Annotated in this window: 18 protein-coding genes; 13 read left to right on the top strand and 5 right to left on the bottom strand. The window is 40.9% G+C overall.

All coding sequences use genetic code 11. The features are described from left to right. Positions 1-354: 354 nt before the first annotated feature. The gene (locus RIB15_RS13015; RefSeq protein WP_350202601.1) at positions 355-2,583 is read right to left on the bottom strand and encodes an NADP-dependent isocitrate dehydrogenase; all 2,229 of its coding nucleotides are present in this window, start codon (positions 2,581-2,583) and stop codon (positions 355-357) included. 248 nt (positions 2,584-2,831) lie between these two features. On the opposite strand from RIB15_RS13015, the gene RIB15_RS13010 reads away from it, so the two are divergent. From RIB15_RS13010 to RIB15_RS13000, 3 genes are all read left to right on the top strand, one after another. Beyond that, positions 2,832-3,038 (top strand): hypothetical protein, encoded by a 207-nt coding sequence (locus RIB15_RS13010; protein ID WP_350202600.1) that lies wholly within the window; start codon positions 2,832-2,834, stop codon positions 3,036-3,038. Positions 3,039-3,056: 18 nt separating this feature from the next. Further along, entirely contained in the window at positions 3,057-4,910 is a 1,854-nt protein-coding gene (gene mutL / locus RIB15_RS13005) for a DNA mismatch repair endonuclease MutL (RefSeq protein ID WP_350202599.1), read from the top strand. Positions 4,911-5,279: 369 nt separating this feature from the next. Continuing rightward, positions 5,280-6,389, top strand: coding sequence for a tRNA-queuosine alpha-mannosyltransferase domain-containing protein (locus RIB15_RS13000; protein ID WP_350202598.1), 1,110 nt, complete (start codon positions 5,280-5,282; stop codon positions 6,387-6,389). On the opposite strand, the gene dnaB is transcribed toward RIB15_RS13000, so the two are convergent. Both dnaB and RIB15_RS12990 read right to left on the bottom strand, forming a co-directional pair. Further along, the gene (gene dnaB, locus RIB15_RS12995; RefSeq protein ID WP_350202597.1) at positions 6,386-7,906 is read right to left on the bottom strand and encodes a replicative DNA helicase; all 1,521 of its coding nucleotides are present in this window, start codon (positions 7,904-7,906) and stop codon (positions 6,386-6,388) included. The two genes, RIB15_RS13000 and dnaB, sit on opposite strands and share 4 nt — an antisense overlap. 122 nt (positions 7,907-8,028) lie before the next feature. Beyond that, entirely contained in the window at positions 8,029-8,556 is a 528-nt protein-coding gene (locus RIB15_RS12990; RefSeq protein WP_350202596.1) for a GNAT family N-acetyltransferase, read from the bottom strand. Between the two features lie 164 nt (positions 8,557-8,720). Between RIB15_RS12990 and RIB15_RS12985 the strand changes: the two genes are divergently transcribed. Together RIB15_RS12985 and RIB15_RS12980 are read left to right on the top strand one after the other, a co-directional pair. Next, entirely contained in the window at positions 8,721-11,873 is a 3,153-nt protein-coding gene (locus RIB15_RS12985; RefSeq protein WP_350202595.1) for a sensor histidine kinase, read from the top strand. Between the two features lie 2 nt (positions 11,874-11,875). Further along, entirely contained in the window at positions 11,876-12,247 is a 372-nt protein-coding gene (locus RIB15_RS12980) for a response regulator (RefSeq protein WP_350202594.1), read from the top strand. A gap of 2 nt (positions 12,248-12,249) precedes the next feature. On the opposite strand, the gene RIB15_RS12975 is transcribed toward RIB15_RS12980, so the two are convergent. After that, positions 12,250-13,050: a uracil-DNA glycosylase gene (locus RIB15_RS12975; protein WP_350202593.1), complete on the bottom strand. Its 801-nt coding sequence runs from the start codon at positions 13,048-13,050 to the stop codon at positions 12,250-12,252. Positions 13,051-13,098: 48 nt separating this feature from the next. After that, a complete protein-coding gene (locus tag RIB15_RS12970; RefSeq protein WP_350202592.1) occupies positions 13,099-13,641 on the bottom strand; it encodes an RNA methyltransferase in 543 nt (180 codons plus the stop codon). A 108-nt stretch (positions 13,642-13,749) separates the two neighbouring features. Here RIB15_RS12970 and RIB15_RS12965 point away from each other — a divergent pair, with 108 nt between their 5' ends. The 8 genes from RIB15_RS12965 (at position 13,750) to pta (ending at position 22,078) form a co-directional block, all read left to right on the top strand. Then, positions 13,750-14,997, top strand: coding sequence for a TCR/Tet family MFS transporter (locus RIB15_RS12965; RefSeq protein WP_350202591.1), 1,248 nt, complete (start codon positions 13,750-13,752; stop codon positions 14,995-14,997). Between the two features lie 153 nt (positions 14,998-15,150). Then, complete coding sequence (gene greA / locus RIB15_RS12960) at positions 15,151-15,624, top strand: transcription elongation factor GreA (protein WP_350202590.1); 474 nt, start codon at positions 15,151-15,153, stop codon at positions 15,622-15,624. 16 nt (positions 15,625-15,640) lie between these two features. Next, positions 15,641-16,099, top strand: coding sequence for an NUDIX hydrolase (locus tag RIB15_RS12955; RefSeq protein ID WP_350202589.1), 459 nt, complete (start codon positions 15,641-15,643; stop codon positions 16,097-16,099). Further along, complete coding sequence (locus RIB15_RS12950; protein ID WP_350202588.1) at positions 16,078-17,316, top strand: hypothetical protein; 1,239 nt, start codon at positions 16,078-16,080, stop codon at positions 17,314-17,316. The genes RIB15_RS12955 and RIB15_RS12950 overlap by 22 nt, the downstream gene beginning before the upstream one ends. 7 nt (positions 17,317-17,323) lie before the next feature. Further along, positions 17,324-18,541, top strand: a complete 1,218-nt coding sequence (locus tag RIB15_RS12945; protein ID WP_350202587.1) for an acetate/propionate family kinase — start codon at positions 17,324-17,326, stop codon at positions 18,539-18,541. Beyond that, entirely contained in the window at positions 18,532-20,262 is a 1,731-nt protein-coding gene (locus tag RIB15_RS12940; protein WP_350202586.1) for a caspase family protein, read from the top strand. The genes RIB15_RS12945 and RIB15_RS12940 overlap by 10 nt, the downstream gene beginning before the upstream one ends. After that, positions 20,262-21,125: a hypothetical protein gene (locus RIB15_RS12935; RefSeq protein WP_350202585.1), complete on the top strand. Its 864-nt coding sequence runs from the start codon at positions 20,262-20,264 to the stop codon at positions 21,123-21,125. Before RIB15_RS12940 ends, RIB15_RS12935 begins: the two co-directional genes overlap by 1 nt. Beyond that, a complete protein-coding gene (gene pta / locus RIB15_RS12930) occupies positions 21,125-22,078 on the top strand; it encodes a phosphate acetyltransferase (RefSeq protein ID WP_350202584.1) in 954 nt (317 codons plus the stop codon). The genes RIB15_RS12935 and pta overlap by 1 nt, the downstream gene beginning before the upstream one ends. The last annotated feature ends 270 nt before the right edge of the window (positions 22,079-22,348 follow it).

Below are 22,348 nucleotides of genomic sequence, written 5' to 3'. Positions count from 1 at the left end.
TGGCGATATGTAGATAAGCACCCCCTAAGGGGTTGTAATTGTAGTCGTAGTTGAATTGATAACCAAAGACATAGCTGTGCTCAAAGCCATTGAAAGAGCCGGATTTTTGGAGCTATGTGTTTGATTAAATTTCATTGCTTAAGTCTATTTTATTTGAGACTGAAAGTAAACACTGAAAATCAATTTCTTTTTAAGTGAAGATAAATCAGTTAGTAAGATAGAATTTGTAGCGCTTTTAATTGATGAAATTCCAGCTTTGAATGTAAGCAAGTATTCGGGTGTGGGTATGAAAAAGGGAAATAAAAAAGCCCGGATCTTTTAAGAACCGGGCTTATGGTCTAAGTTTATCAGAGACTAAACAGATTCAATGATTGAGTTCAATGTTTTGCTGGGTCTCATGCGGTCATAAACGATCTCGCTATTAGGCCAGTAGTATCCTTCAATGTTTTCCGGATTTCCCTGGGCTGCAATCAATTCTTCATTGATCTGTGCTTCATTCTCTTCCAGTTTATCAGCTACCGGCTTAAATCGCTTGGCTAGTTCAGCATCCTTGGTCTGATTTGCCAAAGCACGAGCCCAATACATAGCCAGATAAAAATGACTACCACGGTTATCGTGCTCATTCACTTTACGGGAAGGAGACTTATCATTCTGTAAATACTGTGTATTTGCTTCATCCAATGTTTCTGAAAGCACAAGGGCCCGGTCGTTATCAAAAGTTTTACCGAGATGCTCCAGGGAAACGGCTAAAGCCAGAAACTCTCCGAGAGAATCCCAGCGCAAGTGCCCTTCATCCAAAAATTGCTGAATATGTTTTGGTGCAGATCCACCTGCACCTGTCTCAAACAACCCACCGCCATTCATCAGTGGAACAATAGAAAGCATTTTGGCACTGGTTCCAACTTCCAGAATTGGAAAGAGGTCGGTGAGGTAATCACGCAATACATTCCCGGTAACAGAAATGGTGTCTTTTCCATCTTTGATTCGCTCCAGGGTATAACGCATTGCTTTAACCGGCGACATGATATGAATTTCCAGTCCTTCAGTATCAAACTCAGGCAAGTACGTATTTACTTTTTTAATGAGCTCTGCATCATGCTCCCGACTTTCGTCCAGCCAGAATACAGCAGGATCTCCCGTTTCACGAGCTCTGCGAACCGCTAAACCAACCCAATCTTTGATGGGGGCATCTTTAGTCTGGCACATTCTCCATATATCACCTTCTTCAACCGGATGTTCTAACACAGTCTTCCCGGCTTTATTAACAACTTTTACGGAGCCATTTCCAGGAATCTCAAACGTTTTGTCGTGTGAGCCATACTCCTCAGCTTTCTTAGCCATGAGTCCAACATTAGGCACACTTCCCATGGTAGTAGGATCGAAAGCTCCGTGTTCTTTGCAGAAGTCAATTACTTCCTGATAAATACCAGCGTAACTACTTTCAGGAATAACGGCTTTGGTATCCTGCGTTTCATCATTCTTATTCCACATTTGACCAGAAGTACGGATCATGGCAGGCATGGAGGCGTCGATAATAACATCACTGGGAACGTGAAGATTAGTAATTCCTTTATGGGAATTTACCATCGCAAGGTCAGGCCCGTTGTCATAGCATTTTTGAATATCTGCTTTAATTTCTGCCTGCTTACTTTCCGGCAGTTCCTGAATTTTGGACTCCAGATCTCCAAAACCATTGTTTGGATCGACTCCTAGTTCTTTCAGTGTTTCTCCATGTTTCTCAAATACATCCTTGAAATACACTTTCACGGCGTGCCCAAAAATAATTGGGTCAGATACCTTCATCATGGTTGCTTTCATATGCAACGAAAAGAGCACACCCTTATCCTTGGCATCTTTAATCTCATTCTCAAGGAAATTAATTAAGGCTTTTTTGCTCATGGCTGCGGCATCAATAACTTCGCCGGGAAGCAGGGGAGTGCTTTCTTTTAAGACTTGCACATTACCATTGGCATCTACAAACTCGATTCGGACATCATCGGCATCAGAAACGGTAATAGACTTCTCGGAGTGAGCAAAATCATTTCCATCCATGGTTGATACGTGAGATTTGGACTCGGAGCTCCATTCACCCATAGAATGGGGGTTATTTCGGGCATATTCTTTAACAGGTTTTGGAGCTCGTCGATCAGAGTTTCCTTCCCGAAGAACCGGATTTACGGCACTCCCTTTAACTACGTCGTAGCTTTTTTGAATTTTCTTCTCTTCTTCGGTTTGAGGCTCTTCCGGGTAATCGGGTAAGTCATAACCTTTACTCTGCAACTCTTTAATAGCTGCAACCAACTGGGGAATTGAAGCACTGATGTTAGGTAACTTTATGATATTAGCTTCCGGTTTCTTTGCAAGCTCACCCAATTCGGTAAGGGCATCAGATACCCTCTGGTCTTCTTTGAGGTAATCCGGGAAATTGGCAAGAATGCGTCCTGCAAGAGAAATGTCTTTCGTCTCAACATTAACTCCGGCTGCTTTGGTAAATGACTCAATAATTGGGAGGAAAGAGTGGGTCGCTAAATAAGGTCCTTCATCCGTTATGGTATAAAAAATCTTGGCTTTATCAGTGCTCATTTTTAAGTAAATGGTTAATGTTCAATTAATTAATGTTAAGATCGAAAAAATGGTTTCCGAAGAAAAATAATAGGGCAGGGAGTTTACAAATTTTAGTAGCAAAAGAACATTTGAAAGAATACCCAACCTGCAATATGCATTATTCAAAATTGAATGTTCGATATTCACCCCGCAAATTCTGTATATTAGGCAAGATTTGGTAACCACCTGCGTTAGCCATTCAAAGCCAATAAAATTGAGGTGTTGTTATGATCAGACCGATGTTCGGCTTCCGGCCTAAACCCAAAAAATTTGATTACCCGTTTCGCTACTACGATCCCGAAAAGGATGAGAAAGAAAAGCGCCGAAAGCGGATCAAATTCGAGACCCATACACGACGAAGACCGGCACAGTTTACCCGCGTAGTATTTTATGCGGCATGCCTTGCCCTTATTGTTTATTTAATTTCACTATAAAAGACGTACAGATAACCATTGAGCGATACCCGGATTAGCGATTCCATTATACATCAGCTTCCCCCAGAAATTAGTAATAAAATTGCGGCCGGTGAGGTTATTCAACGCCCTGCTTCGGTAGTTAAAGAACTTCTCGATAATGCCATTGATGCCGGTGGCGATCAGGTCAAAATTCTTATCCAAAATGCAGGCCGAACCTTGATTCAGGTTTCCGATAACGGGTGCGGAATGAGTAAGGAAGATCTTCCGCTTTGTTTTGAACGGCATGCTACTTCTAAAATCAATTCTGTTGATGATCTTTTCAAAATCCGGACGTTGGGTTTCCGGGGGGAGGCCATGGCGTCCATTGCTTCTGTTTCGCAGGTTACTGTTAAAACAAAGCGAGCCGGAGATGAAAATGGCTGGGAATTTGAAGTTTGGGGCGGAGAGGAAAGGGAAATTAAGCCCACTGCTACCGATAATGGAACTACTATAGCTGTTCGAAACCTATTTTTTAACGTACCGGCTCGCCGGCAGTTTTTAAAGACTGACGTGACTGAACTTCGGCACATCTTGCGAACCATTCAGTATACAGCATTGGCTAATACAGATGTAGCTTTTTATGTTGAGGCAGATGGGGATATCATTTATGATTTACCCATCCAGGACCTTAAAGATCGCGTTACACAGATTTTTGGAAGTTCTTATAAAGCCAGCCTTATAGAATTTGGAGAAGAAACCAGCTATGTGAAAATTCACGGATTTGCCTCGGATCCCAAACTGGCAAAGAAAAGCCGCGGTGAGCAATTTTTGTTTGTTAATGGCCGCCCATTTCAGCATCGTTATCTTACTCATGTAATTCTGAGTTTATATGATGCGTGGACGAGGAATAATGAATATCCGTTTTATGCTTTGTTTTTTGATATTGATCCTTCCAAGGTGGATGTGAATGTTCATCCGTCCAAAATGGAAGTTAAGTTCGAAGACGAACGCAGTGTTATACAGCTGGCACGCTCGGTGGTTAATCGTGCCCTGAATAAGCACTTTCAGGTTCCAAATATTCAACAGGACCAGGATGCTTTTTTGAGTGATGATCCATCCAAAGGATTTGATTCAGGGTTCAGCTTTAATAAACCCCGGTCACAATCTTCTGGTCAGGGTGGAGGTGGATTCCAAATGCCTTCCCGAATTAACAACCGTTCTTCGAACATTCAAGGAAAGGGTGATGAATTTGGAGAGAAATTATATGGAAGCAACTCGGCTCAACGTGCTGATTTCTCAGATGCGAATAACTTCGAACCTTCTGAAGACCAACAGAAGAAAGTCACACAGGATAAAGGCTTTTGGCAGCTACATAACACATATATCCTTACCCAAACACGAACCGGACTTACCGTAATTGACCAGCATTTGGCGCATAAGCGCATCATTTTTGAAAAGGCGATCAATGCTACCGAAGAAGCACTTCCAAGTACGCAGCAGTTACTTTTTGCGCAAACACTAGAGCTGTCTGCATCAGATTATACGCTACTGAAAGAGCTGCATTCCATCATTCAGCGGATGGGTTTTTCTGTACAACTGCTGAGTGGAAATACCGCCATGATTAATGGGGTGCCAGCCGATATTGAAATTGGCAATGAGGAAGAAGTACTGATCTCGATGCTGCATCAGTACCAGGAACTGGGGCAGAAAGTAAAGCTGGAAGCCCGGGAAAAATTAGCGATCGCTTTTGCAGCTAAAGCAGCTATTCCACGTGGTAAAAAACTTACCGAACAGGAGATGGAAGGGCTGGTTGATCAACTTTTTGCCTGCGAACAACCTTATTTAGATCCGTTGAAAAAGCCTACGATCAGCTACATTCCGCTGGATGAAATACAGTCCCGGTTTAGGTAGTCTTAGTCTCGTTGCAGAGCTCCGCTCCGTAATCCTCCTCCGAGATTCCACAGCAGAGCAGTGGAACCCGTAGAATGTACCACGTCATTGCGAGGAGTCTAAAATATCGAATGTCGGTTTGGGATGTACAACGACGAAGCAATCTCCCTGAATCGAGCTCCAAAATGGTTCAACGAGATCGCGTCGTCGTAAAGCATAGATGTAAATGGTAAGTTATCGATGCTCCTCGCGATGACGTCAATACAGCCAATTCTGGAAATCTACCCATCCTAAAAATCAGAGTTTAGAACCATCTTAAAACTCACTTTATTCGGTTCAATAATAAATTCCTTATACTTATCGCTTTCCTAAGATCTTAAGATCATTTGTATGAACATTCTGGCGGTAGAACCATTTTACAGCGGCTCTCATAAGGCTTTTCTTAAAGGACTTGAAAAGCATTCAAGCCATAATATTATCCCTATCAAACTAAATTATAAGGGATGGAAATGGCGCATGCATGGAGATTCGGTTTCATTGGCTGAAATGACAAAAAAGGTTGATGAAGACATTGACCTGTTGCTCACGAGCAGCATGACTAATTTACCTGCTTTTATGGCTCTCACAAATCCAAGATTTGCTCATACGCCGGTGATTATGTACATGCATGACAATCAGTTTACCCGTCCGATACCGGAAGGAGAAACCCGGGATTTAACGTATTGTTATATCAACTATTTAAGCATGTTGGTGGCTGATAAGCTGCTTTTTTCCTCTCAGTTTCACCTGAATGATTTAATGGAAGCACTGCCAAAATTTTTGGATAAATTTCCTGATGCCAATCAATATAATACTGTAGAAAGGATTGAAAAAAAGAGCATTGTAATGCACCCGGGACTGGATCTTTCCAGTTTTGACAAGCAACCGGATACCCGGTCTCAAAATGAAAATCCGGTTATTGTTTGGAACCAGCGCTGGCAGTTTGACCGGAATCCAGCTATGTTTTTCCGAGTGTTAAACAGGCTCAATGATATAGACCTGAAATTTGACCTGATTCTGGCTGGTGACACACAGCATGAAAAGCCCGAAGAGTTTGAAAAAGCCTGGCAGCGATTCGGGCAGCAAATCACCCACTTTGGGTATGTGGATGACAAAGAAAACTACAGTAAACTACTTCATTCTGGTGACATTGTTGTGTCTACAGCTAGCTATGAGTTCTTCTGCGTTGCCATTATGGAAGCGATATATTGTGGATGTCATCCATTGGTGCCCAACAGTTTACATTATCCTGAACTTATTCCAAAAAGTCTGCATGATCCGCTTTTGCATGCTCCGGTTCTATATGAAACGGAAGATGATCTTTTTCATCATATGAAGGAACTGCTGACCGGTAAAACCAAATCTCTCCCGAAAAATTCACTTCAAAACATCAACCGACATCTGGATTGGTCGAAGCGGATTAAAGATTTCGATAAGCTCTTTGATGGAGTAATAAATTAAAAAGGAGCGTCCTCATCTGGAGCAGGATTATGTGGTAAGGGTGGAGGACCGTCGTTTCCGTTACCTCCATTATTTCCACTACCATCACCAAGAAAAGGGTCATTCTTCTCGGCAGACGTGAGGTTTTCGAAACGAGCATAATCCTTCACGAAGTACATCATTTTACTTCCAACAGGACCGTTACGTTGCTTTCCTATAATCACTTCAGCTATACCAGCCGTGGATTGGCCTTCAGCAGTGGTCGTAATTCCGTAATACTCTGGACGATATAGGAACATAACGATATCGGCATCCTGCTCAATAGATCCAGACTCACGAAGGTCACTAAGTTGTGGGCGTTTGTCACCTCCGCGCTGCTCAACCGCACGTGAAAGCTGTGACAGGGCAATGACCGGAACATCAAGCTCTTTGGCTAGTCCTTTTAATCCACGGGAAATAGATGCGATTTCCTGTTCACGGCTTCCAATATCTTTTGCGTTAGACTGCATCAGCTGAAGGTAATCGACTACAATCAACCCAATTCCTTTTTCACTCTTCAGTCGCCGGCATTTGGTTCTCAATTCCATCAGGCTGATGCCCGGTGTATCATCAATAAAAATCTCAGCACTGAATAACCGGCTCGCTGCATCAATCAGTTTGCGGAAGTCTTCATCCTTTAAGGTTCCTTTACGTGCTTCATCTGCACGAACACGGGCTTCCATAGTTAGTAAACGTTGCACTAAAGACTGATTCGACATCTCCAGACTAAAAAGAGCAATGGGAGTTCGGAGATTTTCATCGGGATGCATAGCTGCATTACGGGCAGCAGTTAATACAAAAGCCGTTTTACCCATAGATGGCCGAGCTGCAATAATAATCAAATCACCGTTTTGCCAACCAGCAGTCATGTCGTCAACGGCTAGTCCGGAAGGTACACCTGTAATACCGTAGTCTTTGCCCCGAAGATCTTCCAGATAGGAAAGAGTATCTTTCAAAAGCTTTTCAACAGGAACGGCAGAGCTTCGGCTTTTCTGGTTTGAAAGATCAAAAATACGCTGTTCGGCAGTATCTAACACATCGTAGGCATCGCTGGTGGTATCATAAGCATCTTTGATGACATCATTGCTGGCGAGAATCAGATTCCGCTTGATAGCTTTTTCGATGATGATTTGAGAGTGATACTCAATGTTTGCTGAAGAACTGACGGAGCGTGTCAGGTCAGATAAATAGGTAGGACCTCCACATGCATCCAGCAGATTGTTATCCTTTAATTCTGTTTCAACGGTAAGGAGATCCAGCGGATTATCACGTTCATATAAGTTGGACAGAGTCTCAAAAATATGGCGGTTGGCAGTCTTGTAGAAATCGGTAGGCTTTAGCATCTGCAGGGCAATAGTAGCCGCTCCGTGTTCAATCAACATGGCACCCAAAACAGCTTCTTCAACTTCTACGGCTTGAGGGGGAACACGTCCTCCTTGCTCCAGAACTTTATCATCATTCTTATAATTATTACCGTAAGATCCGTTCTTTTTTGCCATGAGTGAAAGTGAAAACTAAAGAGTACTGCTGAAAACCGAATTACAAAAATAGGTATAAATTGAAAGCAAAATGAGATTCTTTTTCCACAAATTTAGAACAAGGTTATCCACATTCAATAATCTTAATCTGTACTGAGCTTAGAATAGATTTCGATGTCGATATAGGTGTCATTTTTGAGCTCTGCATTCCTCATAGTTCCTTCAAAAGTAAAGTCGAGTTTATCCAGAGCTTTTTTGCAGTTAGTGTTATGGCTTTCCACATACCCCACGATACGGTGCAGGTTTAATTCCTGAAATCCGAAATTAAGAATGGCAGGTATTGCCTCACCCATAAAAGCATTACCCCAATATTCGGGAAGAAGCCAAAATCCAAATTCAGCTTTATTATGCTCACGTTCGATATCATTTAATCCACCAGCACCAATAAAAGTGCCTGATCCCTTTAAACAAATAGCCCACCATTTGCCGGTTTCATTTTTTTCATGATTAGCGAACCATTTCATCTGTTCTTTAGCTGACTCTTTAGTATCAAAGCTTATACCGTAATATTTGATGATGTCCGGATTTGATAGTCCCTTAAATACATTATCAAGGTCGCTGTCTTTAAAGGAGCGCAATACAAGTCGCTCAGTTTTAAGGGTTGATATCATGAGTGCTTTTTAGCTAGAATTAACAAGGAAATTATATGAAAAGCTTAAATATTAAACATCGTATATTTGGCAAATAAAAATATCAGGGATAATTAATTAGCAGCTTTGGTTTATCAAGAGAATGCTGATGAATTTTTTCCAACACTAAAAAATTCTCTTTGTTTTTGAAGTATTATAAATATTTCATCCTACGGTTTGTGCCCATTTGTTTTATACTGTTTGCTCCGTTCATCTCGGTTGCACAGTTCTATCCGGCAAAAACCTATTCAATCGTAGACGGTTTGCCGTCTAACGCCATTTACGACGTTACGCAAGCTGACAATAGCGTAATGTGGTTTTTGACTTCAAAAGGTGTTACTACTTACGATACACACAATTGGTATGTATTTCCGGATAGTTTACAATTGCCGACTTATCTGAGTTCTAAGATAGAAAAAAGTAGTGATGGGCTGATTTGGGTAGCGGGGAAAAATGATACCGAGTTCGTAATTAAGGTTTTTGATTCAGAGAGCTGGAGAACCATTCCCTTTCCGGATTTTTGGAGTGAAAAACAGCCTACTTTCACTTTTGAGGTCTTAACAAATGATGGACAACATCAGATTGTATTAGCTGGAACACGCGCTGTATATCTATACTCGACAAAAGATGGAAAATGGGAAAATCTTCCGTTTCCTGAAAATGAATCATCCGAGATTAACTCAACAGTCAATATTGACGAAGAGGTATTTATAAATACGCAATCAGGTCAGTTTACGGTACAAGATGGTCAGATTGTAAGAAGTGAATACGACTCTTTTTTCAACAGGTATCAGGATATTCTGACCATCGCCAAAAAGGATAGTACTGTTTATGTTTTAGGATTCAACTGGCTGGCAAAAATTCAAAATAGCCAGTTTGAAATTCTGTCTGAAAATCCTGGAATCCATACCAGGTCGGCTTATAACCGCCACTCTTTAATAATTGACCAAAGAGATCGAATATTTTACAGCAGTAACTCCCGGGTAATGCAGTACGACAGAGAAAGCGGACAAAGTATACCGCTTGAAGTAAATGGACGAACCAATAACATCTTCTCTAACAAACTGTATCTGGACAAAGAAAATAATATATGGTCGGTCGACAACAGGGGGCTTTTTAAGTTTAACATTCTCAATTTTAAGAGTTATAACAGAGACTCGGGGCTCGCTGAAAACGAAGTAAGTGCAATTTTTGAAGCTTCTGACGGGACATTATATATTGCAAACCCTTCCAATTTGAATGTATTCAGGAATGGGGAAATAACGGACCAATATTCTTTAGAAGCTGATAATGAGACTCAGGTAAGGGTTTTACAAATGGCTGAAAGGAATGATGGGTCTGTGTATTTGGCAGCAGGTGATGCTGGATTATATCATTTAAAAAATGGAATACTTATACCCGTTTTTACGTCTTCTTCCTTCCCAATGGTTACCAGTGTTTTAGAAGCTGGCGGTACAATTTATTTCTCTGATTCGAGGCATGTATATAAGCTTTCTGAGAATAACGTACCTATAAAAATAAACGAAAAGCCATATCACTATATCAGAAATATTGTAGAACTTGGAGATGGAAGAGTAGGGTTTTTAAGTGCTATAGAGGGTTTATATCTGTTTGAGAAAGGCACAGTGACTAGCTACAACTCAGGTCTTTTGAACTATAATAATATCTATGATGCGACAAGTTGGAATGGGCAGATCATTTTGGGCACATCTGCTGGATTAGCCACTTTGGAAAACAATCAAATAGTACCTTTTCAGATAAATGATTTTGAAGATGTTGTTTTCTCTCTTTTGGTCGATCACAATAATCAGCTTTGGATTGGAACGTTTAATGGTGTTTTCAGATGGGACGGGGAGACTATAAAGCATTTTTCTGTAGCTCAGGGACTTATAGGAAATGAAATAAACAGAAATGCATTAATACAGGATAAAGCTGGTGATATCTGGATAGGAACCGAGCTTGGTGTAAGTGCCTATGATGAAAGTGAAGATAGGTCGGCTGATAAAGTACCTGATCTTTATTTTACCTCAATCACATCCGAAGATAGTCAGGATATTAAATCAGAGGTTCGGCCATCTTTGCCAGCCGACCTTAGTTCGTTAATATTTAAATTCAGAGCAATCTCATTCCTGCATAACGACAAAATCTTTTACAGGTATCGGTTATCCGGACTGGAAAAAGACTGGAACTTCTCTACTAATTTCAGCAATCCAGCTGTTACGTACAGGAATCTGGATTCCGGTGATTATACATTTGAGATTCAGGCAAGAAATGAAGTAAGTGCATGGAGTGGCAGTAGTACATTCAGCTTTACCATAGAAAAACCCTTCTATGAAACCTGGTGGTTTATTTTAATGGTGTTATTAGCTGTATTGGTAATTTCATACCTGGCACTCAGGTTGAGATACATATATTTAATTGCTAAACAAAAGAAGCTGAAGGAACTTATAGATGAACGTACCAGGAGTATTACTGAGAAAAACCTTCAGATTAAATCAAAGAACGAAGAGTTGACTCAGGTTAATACCGAGTTGCACAAAAAAACGGACTCTCTTAATGAGGCACTAAAAAAATTAGAAACTGCCCAGGTTAAACTTATTCAAAAAGAGAAAATGGCAGCACTTGGAGTTCTGACTGCCGGAGTTGCTCACGAAATAAATAATCCGGTTAATTATATTAAATCAGCCTCTGAAGTGATCAGTGAGATGATTGAGGAGGAAGAAGACAAGCTTGTCATCAAAGAGAAAGATGTTTTCGATGAAGTATTCAAAAGCATTGAAATTGGAGTAGAAAGAATTGTATCGATTGTAAGAAGCCTGGGCTCCTTTAGCCGAACAAATGAAGAGGATAAAGGGGAGTGTGACATCAATAAAATACTTGATGAATGTCTGTTGATACTCAAAAGCGAGTTCACCGGAAGGGTCGAAATTGTTAAAAGTTATAGCAACCAAAAAGTTAGTATTCAAGGAAATGAAGGTAAATTATATCAGTTGTTTACGAATATTATTCTAAATGCTGTTCAGGCAATCGATGGTGAAGGAGAGGTTGCAATCAAGACTTGGAATAAAGAGCAGAACATTTATATTGAAATAAAGGATAATGGCAAAGGGTTTGATGATTTGATTAAAGAAAAATTATTTGATCCATTTTTTACAACCAAAGATCCGGGAAAGGGAACCGGATTAGGTTTAGCTATAGCCTATAATATCGTGGAAGTACACAACGGAGAAATCCATTTTAATTCAGTTCCGGGTTCTGGTACGATTGTTACAATTAAATTTCCTGCAGATTTGGGTTAATCATGTCGGTAAAATCAGTAATTCTTTATGTAGATGATGAACACATCAATCTGCTTTTATTTGGCAGATTAATGAGTAAGCACTTCGAGGTTTTAACTGCTGCTTCTGCTATGGAAGGTTTACAAATGCTTGATGAAAATCCTGAAGTCAAAGTTGTTATCACTGATTTGCGAATGCCAAAAATGGATGGTCTTGAGTTCATAAAAGAAGCAAAGAAAAAATTTGATGATAGGCCGTACATTATTCTTTCAGGATTTGAAAAAAGTGACGCAGTCAAAGATGCCATCAGGCAGGGATTGGTTGAAGAATATATCCAAAAACCCTACAGTTCTGAAGTTGTGGCAGACCGAATTAAAGAAACCATCTCAACTTAACGTCAGGGTTTTCCGCCCAGTTCGTCATATCTTTTTCTCAGCAATTGTACATCTTCCCAAGTGGGGCGTTTATACTTTTGATTATAAAGTAAAGCCGCAGGGTGATAGGTAACTATTAATTCCCTGCCGTGAAATTCATGAAACGTGTTTCTGAGATTACCCAAAGACGTTTCTTTGTCCAGCAAGGTTGTAGCTGAAATTCTGCCAACGCAAAGAATCAGTTTAGGGTCTATTAGTTCGATCTGGCGCAGAAGATAAGGAAGGCTTCGCTGGCGTTCTTCCGGTTTAGGGTCACGGTTATCTGGAGGACGATGTTTTAAAATGTTGGCGATGTAGATTTCAGATCTTTTGAAATTGATAGCCCCCATAATTTTGTCTAACAGTTGCCCCGCTTGCCCTACAAAAGGTTCACCCTGTTGATCCTCATTGTACCCCGGAGCTTCTCCAACTATCATCAAATCTGCGCTAGGATTTCCTACACCAAATACCAGGTTAGTACCATCTAGATCCGTTTTTAACTCTTCTGCTTCTTTACACAACTCCATGAGTTCTTCAAGGGTGGCGCAATCTTGTATACGCTCTGCCGTTGACTTTTTTTCTGTTACGTTTTCAGCTTTAGCCTGAGCCTTGTCAGATTGTTTATTATCTGTCGGTTTGGAGATAAAACCTGTAGCGGGTTCTTTTATCTGTGGATTTCTTGTTTCAGAATCTGTATCCAGCTTCACTGAAAAATCTCCATACATTTCCCGTTGCTGTTTCAAAAATTCAGCGGCTCGTTCTATAAATCTTTTGGGATCGTTCATGGATATATGATTACTGTTTGTTAGTTCTCCGGATAAGATAAAAGGGAATCACCACAACTTCTCTAACATAGCATACAAAACTACCCCAGCGGCTACTGATACATTCAAAGAGTGTTTTTGGCCATATTGAGGAATTGCTACAAATTGGTCAACAAGTGGAAGAAGCTCTTCATCAATTCCTGTTACTTCATTACCCAATACTATACAGATTTTATTGACTGATGTCAGATCTAGATCAGGCAAAGAAATACTGCCCGATGTTTGTTCCAGGCCAAGAATATAATACCCTTGTTCTTTTAAATTGTTAGTGGCATCGACTCCATTTTCTACATACGACCAATTCACAAATTCTTCAGCACCGATGGCTGTCTTATTAATTTCTGGTCGTGGTGGAGTAGGAGAATAACCAGATAAAATAACTTCTGATATGCCAAAGGCATCGGCAGAGCGAAATATAGAGCCTACATTGTGAAGGCTTCTAATATTATGAACCAGCACTTTTAGGCTTCTCAGCTTTTCAGGAGCGGTACGCGCCAGGTTTTCTTCAAGTATTTCTTTTGTGGTGAGTTTATTCAAAACTGAACTTTCCATCTTAAAATTATTTCAGAAAAAGCCTCATTACAGAAAAGGATTACTTAACTTTGAAGCCATAATTACTCCGCTTAAAATATCATTGTTCAGGCATCATTGCATTAATTCATGAAACAAAAGAGAAGCGCAGCGCTCATCTTCATTTTTATTACGGTTCTGGTGGATGTCATTGGCTTAGGTATCATCATTCCTGTGATGCCAGCACTGATTATGGAACTTACGGGTGGCGGACTTAGCGAGGCATCTTTATATGCAGGATGGATAACCTTTACCTATGCAACTACCCAGTTTTTATTTGCTCCGGTTATTGGAGGTTTAAGTGATAGATTTGGGCGCAGACCCGTGTTACTGCTTTCTCTTTTAGGCTTTGGATTAGATTACATTCTTCTGGGTTTTGCACCAACAATCGTTTGGCTGTTTATTGGCCGATTTCTTTCGGGTATTACTGGTGCAAGCTACACAACAGCCAGTGCCTATATTGCTGATATCAGTCCGCCGGAGCGAAGATCACAGGACTTTGGATTGATTGGTGCTGCTTTTGGGCTCGGTTTTATAATTGGTCCATCAGTCGGGGGAATTTTAGGAGAATATGGGGCCAGAATTCCTTTCTTTGCGGCGGCTGGATTGGTTTTAATGAACATGCTCTATGGATATTTTGTACTTCCAGAGTCTCTTTCCAAAGAAAACAGGCGGCCTTTTGACTGGACTCGCGCAAATCCTTTCGGAGCTTTAAAACAGATTAAACAATATCCCAAAATCGCCAGTTTAGTGGGGGTATTCTTTTTGGTCTATGTAGCAAATCATGCCACACAAAGTACCTGGACCTATTTTACCATGGAGAAGTTCAGCTGGACAGAAATGACCGTTGGCTTATCTTTAGGTGTGGTAGGCTTATCAGTTGTAGCTGTGCAAGGTGGACTTATCAAAGTTGCTATTCCTAAGCTTGGGAATAACCGAACCGTATATTTTGGTTTGATGATGTACGTGATTGGGTTTTTAGGTTTTGCTTTCGCTACTCAGGGCTGGATGATGTTTGCCATAATAGTACCATTTTGTATTGGTGGGCTTGCTACTCCGGCTTTGCAGGGTATCATCTCGAATGAGGTGCCCCAAAATGCTCAGGGCGAGCTACAGGGAGCCCTTACAAGCCTGATAAGCTTCTCAGCTATATTTGGTCCACCGATGATGACTAACCTGTTTGGCTATTTTACTTCAGATATTGCTCCCATTTATTTTCCTGGTGCGCCTTTTTTCCTTGGCGCGATTTTAGTAATAGCAGCTATTATTTGGTCAACTAAATCGTTGGGGATTAAGGAAAAAGTGGTGGTTTCTGAAGAGGAGCGGTCAAGCATATAATATCTTATCGTACAAATGTAATTGCAAAATCAAAGATGGATATACATCTTATAACACCTTATTTTAGACTACATTGTAGAAGAAAAAATGAAAGGCGTCTGCTGTTGGTAGATTGCTTTTTTTATTTATTGAAACCGAACAAAAGAAGAGATTATGAGCAAAGTTCAATACCTCACACAAGAAGGTTATGATAAGTTGGAAGCGGAATTAAAGGACCTTAAAACCCGTGGAAGAAGAGAAATTGCGAACGAAATAGCTGAAGCGCGGGCAAAAGGAGATTTGAGTGAAAATGCTGAATATGATGCCGCTAAAGAAGCTCAGGGGCATATGGAAGACCGTATTACCAAGCTGGAAGATGCTTTGGCGAATTCCCGTGTACTTGATAAAAGTGAACTTGACCTTTCTAAGGTTCGGGTGTTAACGACGGTTACCATCTTGAATAAGAAGATGAATAAAGAGATGAAATATACGCTTGTATCTCCGAATGAAGCTGATTTTGCTGCAGGTAAAATCTCAGTTGATTCTCCTATAGGGCAAGCTCTGATGGGGCTGGAAATTGGTGAGTCTGTTGAAGTTGATGTTCCGGCTGGTAAGCTTGAGCTGGAAGTGAAAAACATCGAAATCTGATTTCTGACTCTCACCCATGAAAAAGCTCATTGATGTTTATCCGTATAAGATAAAGGGGGGACAGCCTCTGTTTCTGATCTTTAAACGGTCTTCTGATAAGATCTATGGCGAACAATGGCGAATGGTGGGTGGTAAGGTAAAAGATGGAGAGGCTAGCTGGGAGGGGGCTCTTCGTGAACTCAAAGAAGAAACCGGACTAGCTCCAAAAAAATTCTGGGCCATCCCCTCAGTAAATCAATTTTATGAGCCCAATTCGGATACCGTTTATTCCATACCGGCATTTGCAGCAGAGCTGGCCGGAGATGAAGAAATCCAACTGGACGCAGAACATTCCGAGTTCAAATGGGTTAGTATTGAAGGCATTCAGCCCTACATAAGCTGGCCCGAACAACGCCGGCTTATGGAGCTAACCTATGATATTTTAACAGATCAATTCCTTGAAATACTTCCAGAGTGGATAATCGATATTTCTTAGTTGTACTTCTTTTTTTGTTGATTCCCGGAGCAGTTCATGCTCAGAGCGATAAGTATAAACTGGAGTTTGCTCCTGACCTTTGGTATAACAGTGTAGATGGAATACGTGTCGGTGTCAGGGTTTTAGGAGATATGGAGGGGACCTTCCTCGATGGACCACATCGTCTGGATGCCGGGGCCTGGCTTGGTACCAGCTTTCCCGATCAGCCCGTTTCTTATTATGTCTCATTTACAGAACCTATTCCGGGGCTTTCTGATTTCGGTGAGGAGTTTAATGTTCAGCTTAAAAGCAGTATCAGAACCGGTTATAGCAGACATGGAATTTCATTAAATAAAAGATTCCAAAAAGGATTTGATGAGCTTCGCCATCAGGAAATAAGTATTGAAGTCTCACAAGAAAAAGCGATCGGTAATGAATACAGGCTTAACCCATTTCGGGAAACTGATTGGAAAACATTAGTTGGATTTGATCTCAATACGAGCGGATTTACCCCATTAGGTGCCCTGAAAACATCTTTGGTCTTAAAACAGAACATTAACGGAGCTTCCGGAAACTTCTCTATTGGAAATGCTGAGATAAAACATCTGACCGATTTAGGAAAAGGGTTTGGCTTAAATTTAAGAGCTTTTGGCGCCTTGGTCAGCTCTGATGCACCAATGGAATATAATTTCAGTTTGGCTAACAGGGCTCCGGTATCCTGGCTGAATAACGGGGTGACAAGGGCAAGCGGAACAATTCCGGATTTATTCTTTGAGAACGGACTTGTTCAGGTTGCCGGTGGATTAAATATTAGAGGATATAACACAGAATCTTTTATCAATCCTGATGGTGATAAGGATTATTCAATTAGTTATGTAGGTACTATTGATAAAGGAATTTCGCTGAATACAGAACTCATCTTTCCTAATTATATTAATTCTTTGCTTAACCGCACCATTATGGGTGATTTTATCCATCTTAAATCTTACCTATTCCATGATATTGGAAAAGTCAGCGGTGTTAGAATTGAGGACGACATTGCTGTAGACCTTGAAAAAACAGTATCCGATGCAGGGGTTGGCGTACAGTTTTCTATTAATATTCCTGACTGGTTAGGAAAGGACAGAGGCTTTGCAATCAGGTATGAGGTGCCATTTTGGATATCTGATCCCGAGAATGGAGAAAAAACTTTCAAATTTCGTAATTTGATAGGCATTGGAGCAGTAATCTCACTTTAACTCACTCATGAAAATTCTGGTAATAAACTGCGGTAGTTCATCTATTAAATACCAACTCATAAACACGGAGAATAAAGAGTGTTTATGCAAGGGGTTAGTCGAGCGTATCGGGGCGGTGACTTCAATTATCAAACAAGAATTTAAGGATGAGAAGCCGCTTAAAAAGTCTATGGTAATTGAAAACCATGCAGCTGCTCTTAAGAAAATTATGGAATTGTTGATTGAGTCTGACAATGATTCTCTTCAATCCCTTGATGAAATTGAAGCTGTTGGCCATCGGGTGGTACACGGAGGGGAAACCTTTAAAGATTCTGTACTCATCGACGAAGATGTTGAAGAAGCGATTCAGCAAGCTTTTGATATCGCTCCGTTGCATAATCCCCCAAATCTGGAGGGGATTCGCGCTGCCAAACAGCATCTGCCCAATGTGCCGCACGTGGCTGTTTTTGATACAGCTTTCCATCATTCTTTACCACAACATGCCTATTTATATGGTATTCCCAATCGACTCTATCGCAGATATAAAATCAGAAAGTATGGTTTTCATGGAACCTCACATTATTACGTGAGTCGTCAGTATCACAAAATATCAGGCAAACCAAAGGAAGGTTCCAAAGTAATTACATGTCATTTGGGTAACGGATGTTCGGTAACCGCTATCAAAGATGGTAAATCATACGATACCAGCATGGGTTTTTCTCCACTCGAAGGCTTGGTTATGGGAACCAGAAGTGGCGATATAGATCCATCTATTTTGTTCTACCTCATAGAGAAAGAGGAATTATCTCTTGCAAATGTTCATGCTTTATTGAACAAGCATAGCGGACTTCTGGGCCTCAGCGGATATGCTGCCGATATGCGTGATTTACTGGATGAAGCTGAAAGTGGTGACCGCCGCAGTAATGAAGCCATTGATGTTTTTTGCTATCGGGTAAAGAAATACATCGGATCTTACATTGCGGCATTAAATGGAGTGGATGCGATCATTTTTACAGGTGGTATAGGTGAAAATGCAGCCCCCATCCGTGAGAAAATACTAGGGAATATGCAATATGCCGGCATTGAAATTGATGTGAACAAAAACGCAGATTTGGGCAACGAAACTAAAATTAGTGCAGACAATTCAGATGTGGATGTTCACGTTATTCCAACTAATGAAGAATTGGTGATCGCAATAGATGCAGCCAAAATAGCTACGGCTTCAAAGCAAACTCCATGGGCTTAAAAAACTATTTAATTTTTGCTGCTTTAGTAGCAAGCTTGTTATTACAGGGATGCTCAAGTACCAGTTGGGTAGTTGTTGATGATCAGGCTCTTGATATTAACGACTATGAGCTTATTTCATCCCAGTATTATTTAGAAAGCACCAATGGTATCACGCCAAACCAGCCCATTATTCATTTTGACCTGAAATCAATTAATACCTATGAATACGCTGAAAGGGTGAAAACTGAGCGTTATATACAAAGGTATCGCCCCAGGCTAGGATATGTTTTACTCGGTGCTGCCGGAGCGGGACTGTCTTACTATGCTGCTTTTTCTGATCAATTTCTGGATCGTCCTTCTGATATACAGCGGTATGCTTTAACCGGAGCAGGCACCCTGCTAACCGGTTTGTCTTTTTTAAATATGAAACCTGTTGGTGAGCCTACACGCACCGGGGAAAGCCGTTTATTGAGGCAGACCGGTACCACCACGGAGGTTGATACTACCTCTGCTCGTCCATATAACACCGATAACCCCGGAATCCGAATTTCTTACAACAACAGGATATTGGTAGAGAATAAAGAATGGGATTTTAACAGGGGACGTATCTCAATTAACCTTGCAGAAGAAGTGGATGCCGGAATATTTGATGAAAATCCCCGACAGAATATCGTTGTTGAAGCATCATATGATTCTTTAACTCATAGAAAAGAAGTAGCGGTTCCGTCTGTTTTTGAACAATTTGTGGTAGTAAACGTGCAAATTACGGCTCTTAGGAATGAACCGGAATCTAACCCGGGTAATATTCTAACCGATCTGGCTGAAGGAAGTCAGCTAAAGCTGGTTTCTAAAGAAGGCGATTGGTATAAAGTGTTGTATGGTATTTCTGAAACCTGGGTTTCGGTAAATGATGTACGCACTATTTGGAGGCCCTCTGAATTTGCTTCCGATCTTTCTGTTGTTGCCATCCCCAATGTTCCCTTTGGCTCGGTTGATGTGGAGAGAAATATTCCGGTATTGGGAAGAAGCTCGCTTAATTCAGGAGCTTTTATACTGTCCAACAATCAGTATGAAGGAGAATTTTCGGAACGTATTTATGGTCAGCGTGACGCGAAATTAATGGAAGAATATTTCATTCAGGGTTTTGGTGTCAGAAGTACGAGAGTCGTAAAGGCAATGAATGCCACCAGCGATATGATGGTAGACAGAGCTTACTCCCGACTGGCTTCAACTATAAATGATTCCCGGCACAATCTTAATGTATACATTAATGGCTATGCAGAAATCAGGGATGGCCAGGTTTATCTGTTGGGAAGCGAGTTATCTGATGATGGGGAACTACAATATATTGATCTTCAAAAATTATTCAGAGCTTTCAATAACCTGGACTTAAACTCTATTAAAGTTTTTGCGGATCTCGATATACTGAATGAAAATGGTTCAACCCAGCCTCTGGATAATCTTGCTTCCATTATTACAGATAGAAATTTTGCGTCAGCTGTATTCTTTTCTTCAAGGCCAGGTCAACGTTCGGGAATTTATTCCTCCACAAGTGGAGAGCAAAACAGACATAGCATTTTTACATACTATCTGGCTGAAGCCATTAAAGAGCGAAATATGACGATGAATGCCATCTATAATCATTTAGAAAGGAATGTGCCTTTTACGTCCCGCAGTCTTTATGAACGCCCTCAGAATCCATTATTCTTCGGAAACAGTGAGCTTGAGCTTCTGAACTGATGGGATTGCTCTACATATTTCTGAGTATTTCGTGTTCGCTTACCATTGCCCAAATACTAAAGCTTGCTGAAAACAGAAAGCTGAATGTACTCAAAATACTGGTTTGCAATTATCTGGCTGGGTTTTTAATCAGCTTGTTCAATTCAACTGAATTTTCTGTTTTCCCCGAAATCTCTCCCGATCCAGGAATTTGGCTTATTATTCTTGCGCTCATTCTGGGGATAATATTCATCGCTAATATGGTGGTTTATAGCCGTTCAATCGACAGGGTGGGAATGGGCGTTAGTATAGCCGCGATGCGAATGTCTCTGATTTTCCCGATTGGAATTAGCCTGTTTGTATTTGGTGAAGCCATCGGTGGATTGAAATACATTGGAATCATCCTGGCCTTGGGCTCATTGTTGCTGATGGTGCCACGCATAAGCACGAAAAGTATTTCCGGATTCTCCCATGCGTGGTTGCCGGTATTAATTTTTTTAATGACAGGAATGGCCGACACCGGACTGAAAGTGTATGAGCAGTTGTTTTCCCAACAGATTTCGGAAGATCTTTTTGTTTCGGGAATTTTCTTTTTTTCCTTTTTAGTGGGAATAGTAATTCTTTTAAAAAGGAGGGAGATTCATTTTAACTTCACAGAAATCGTGTATGGTATAGCCACCGGAGTTGTAAATCTCTATTCGTCCATATTTTTGATTTATGCGTTAAAACTTATGCCCGGCTCTATCGTCTTCCCACTTGTGAACGTGAGCCTGGTTGTTTTAGGGACGATCATTGGTATCGGAATATGGAAAGATAAACCTTCGGCGAAGCAATGGTCAGGACTGGCTGTAGCAGTAATTTCAATCATTTTACTAGTAGGATAATGGATATCATTGAAGACATTCGAAAAAGATCAAAATCGGACTTAAAAACCATCGTGTTTCCGCGCTCTTCGGATGAGCGGGTAATTAAAGCAGCTCTTTTTTTGCAGGAAAATGATCTGGCTAAGCCCATACTGATTCAGAATGAAAGTGCTTCAATTCCTGAAGAACTAAAATTTATTGACCCGGTTTCGGACGAAAACCTTAAGAAATATGCACATTCTTTTTATGAGAGAAGGAAACATAAAGGACTATCTGAAGCAGAAGCTATTGAAATTATTAAAGACCCGCTTTTCTTCGCTTCGGCTATGGTTGCAGCAGGTGATGCCGACGGCTGTGTAGCTGGTTCAGTATCTACAACCGGTGATGTTCTTCGGGCAGCAATTCAAACCATTGGCCTGAAACCGGGTTCTAATGTCGTATCCAGTGTATTCCTCATGAGTTTTGATGACGGCCGTGTGTTTACCTATGGAGATTGTGCGGTAGTGCCATATCCCAATGCTGAGCAACTGGCCACCATCGCAATGGATTCAGCTCAAACCCATAAAAAAGTTACCGGAGCTGGTCCAAAAGTCTCCATGCTTTCTTTTTCTACAAAAGGCAGTGCTGAACACGAGCGCATAGATCTGGTCCGGGAAGCCCTGGAAATCGTAAAATCTCATAATCTGGATTTTCCGGTAGATGGTGAACTGCAATTCGATGCTTCTATAATTCCTGATATTGCCATACGCAAAGCACCGGGATCAGAAGTAGCAGGACAGGCCAATGTGTTTATTTTCCCAAACCTTGATGCCGGAAATATCGCTTACAAAATTACAGAGCGACTAGCCGGGGCTACTGCAACCGGTCCGATTATTCAGGGATTAGCCAAGCCCATGATGGATCTTTCCAGAGGCTGTTCCTGGGAAGATATTGTAAATACCGCCTGTGTATGCTCCCTGATGGGGAGGGAGTAAGTTGTAATCATGGTAATCCCAAAATCAAGCCAATCAAGGTTCCATGATTTTGAACCTTGATTTATGGGATGGGAGGATTTTCTTGATTAATCCTAAGTATATCATCTTGGCAAATATTCATCGCTTCGCTCTGAAGGACTTGGTCGGGAGAAAGCAATCAATTTCCATGGCTAAACAAACCCCGAACTTTTCAACGTTTGGCTTACAATTACTTACCGTTACAAACCTATTTATTCAATAGAGATTCTCAATCATTTCAGATTTAGTTAA

Origin of the sequence: Gracilimonas sp., from assembly GCF_040218225.1 — a bacterium.
Taxonomy (GTDB): Bacteria; Bacteroidota; Rhodothermia; order Balneolales; family Balneolaceae; genus Gracilimonas.
This window is presented reverse-complemented; position numbering and strand designations above follow the sequence as displayed.

What these genes read in the sequence shown, in the direction of transcription:
- RIB15_RS13015 (WP_350202601.1), bottom strand. Translation starts at nt 2,583, where the DNA reads ATGAGCACTGATAAAGCCAAGATTTTTTATACCATAACGGATGAAGGA.
- RIB15_RS13010 (WP_350202600.1), top strand. Translation starts at nt 2,832, where the DNA reads ATGATCAGACCGATGTTCGGCTTCCGGCCTAAACCCAAAAAATTTGAT.
- RIB15_RS13000 (WP_350202598.1), top strand. Translation starts at nt 5,280, where the DNA reads ATGAACATTCTGGCGGTAGAACCATTTTACAGCGGCTCTCATAAGGCT.
- dnaB (WP_350202597.1), bottom strand. Translation starts at nt 7,906, where the DNA reads ATGGCAAAAAAGAACGGATCTTACGGTAATAATTATAAGAATGATGAT.
- RIB15_RS12990 (WP_350202596.1), bottom strand. Translation starts at nt 8,556, where the DNA reads ATGATATCAACCCTTAAAACTGAGCGACTTGTATTGCGCTCCTTTAAA.
- RIB15_RS12980 (WP_350202594.1), top strand. Translation starts at nt 11,876, where the DNA reads ATGTCGGTAAAATCAGTAATTCTTTATGTAGATGATGAACACATCAAT.
- RIB15_RS12975 (WP_350202593.1), bottom strand. Translation starts at nt 13,050, where the DNA reads ATGAACGATCCCAAAAGATTTATAGAACGAGCCGCTGAATTTTTGAAA.
- RIB15_RS12970 (WP_350202592.1), bottom strand. Translation starts at nt 13,641, where the DNA reads ATGGAAAGTTCAGTTTTGAATAAACTCACCACAAAAGAAATACTTGAA.
- RIB15_RS12965 (WP_350202591.1), top strand. Translation starts at nt 13,750, where the DNA reads ATGAAACAAAAGAGAAGCGCAGCGCTCATCTTCATTTTTATTACGGTT.
- greA (WP_350202590.1), top strand. Translation starts at nt 15,151, where the DNA reads ATGAGCAAAGTTCAATACCTCACACAAGAAGGTTATGATAAGTTGGAA.
- RIB15_RS12955 (WP_350202589.1), top strand. Translation starts at nt 15,641, where the DNA reads ATGAAAAAGCTCATTGATGTTTATCCGTATAAGATAAAGGGGGGACAG.
- RIB15_RS12945 (WP_350202587.1), top strand. Translation starts at nt 17,324, where the DNA reads ATGAAAATTCTGGTAATAAACTGCGGTAGTTCATCTATTAAATACCAA.
- RIB15_RS12940 (WP_350202586.1), top strand. Translation starts at nt 18,532, where the DNA reads ATGGGCTTAAAAAACTATTTAATTTTTGCTGCTTTAGTAGCAAGCTTG.
- RIB15_RS12935 (WP_350202585.1), top strand. Translation starts at nt 20,262, where the DNA reads ATGGGATTGCTCTACATATTTCTGAGTATTTCGTGTTCGCTTACCATT.
- pta (WP_350202584.1), top strand. Translation starts at nt 21,125, where the DNA reads ATGGATATCATTGAAGACATTCGAAAAAGATCAAAATCGGACTTAAAA.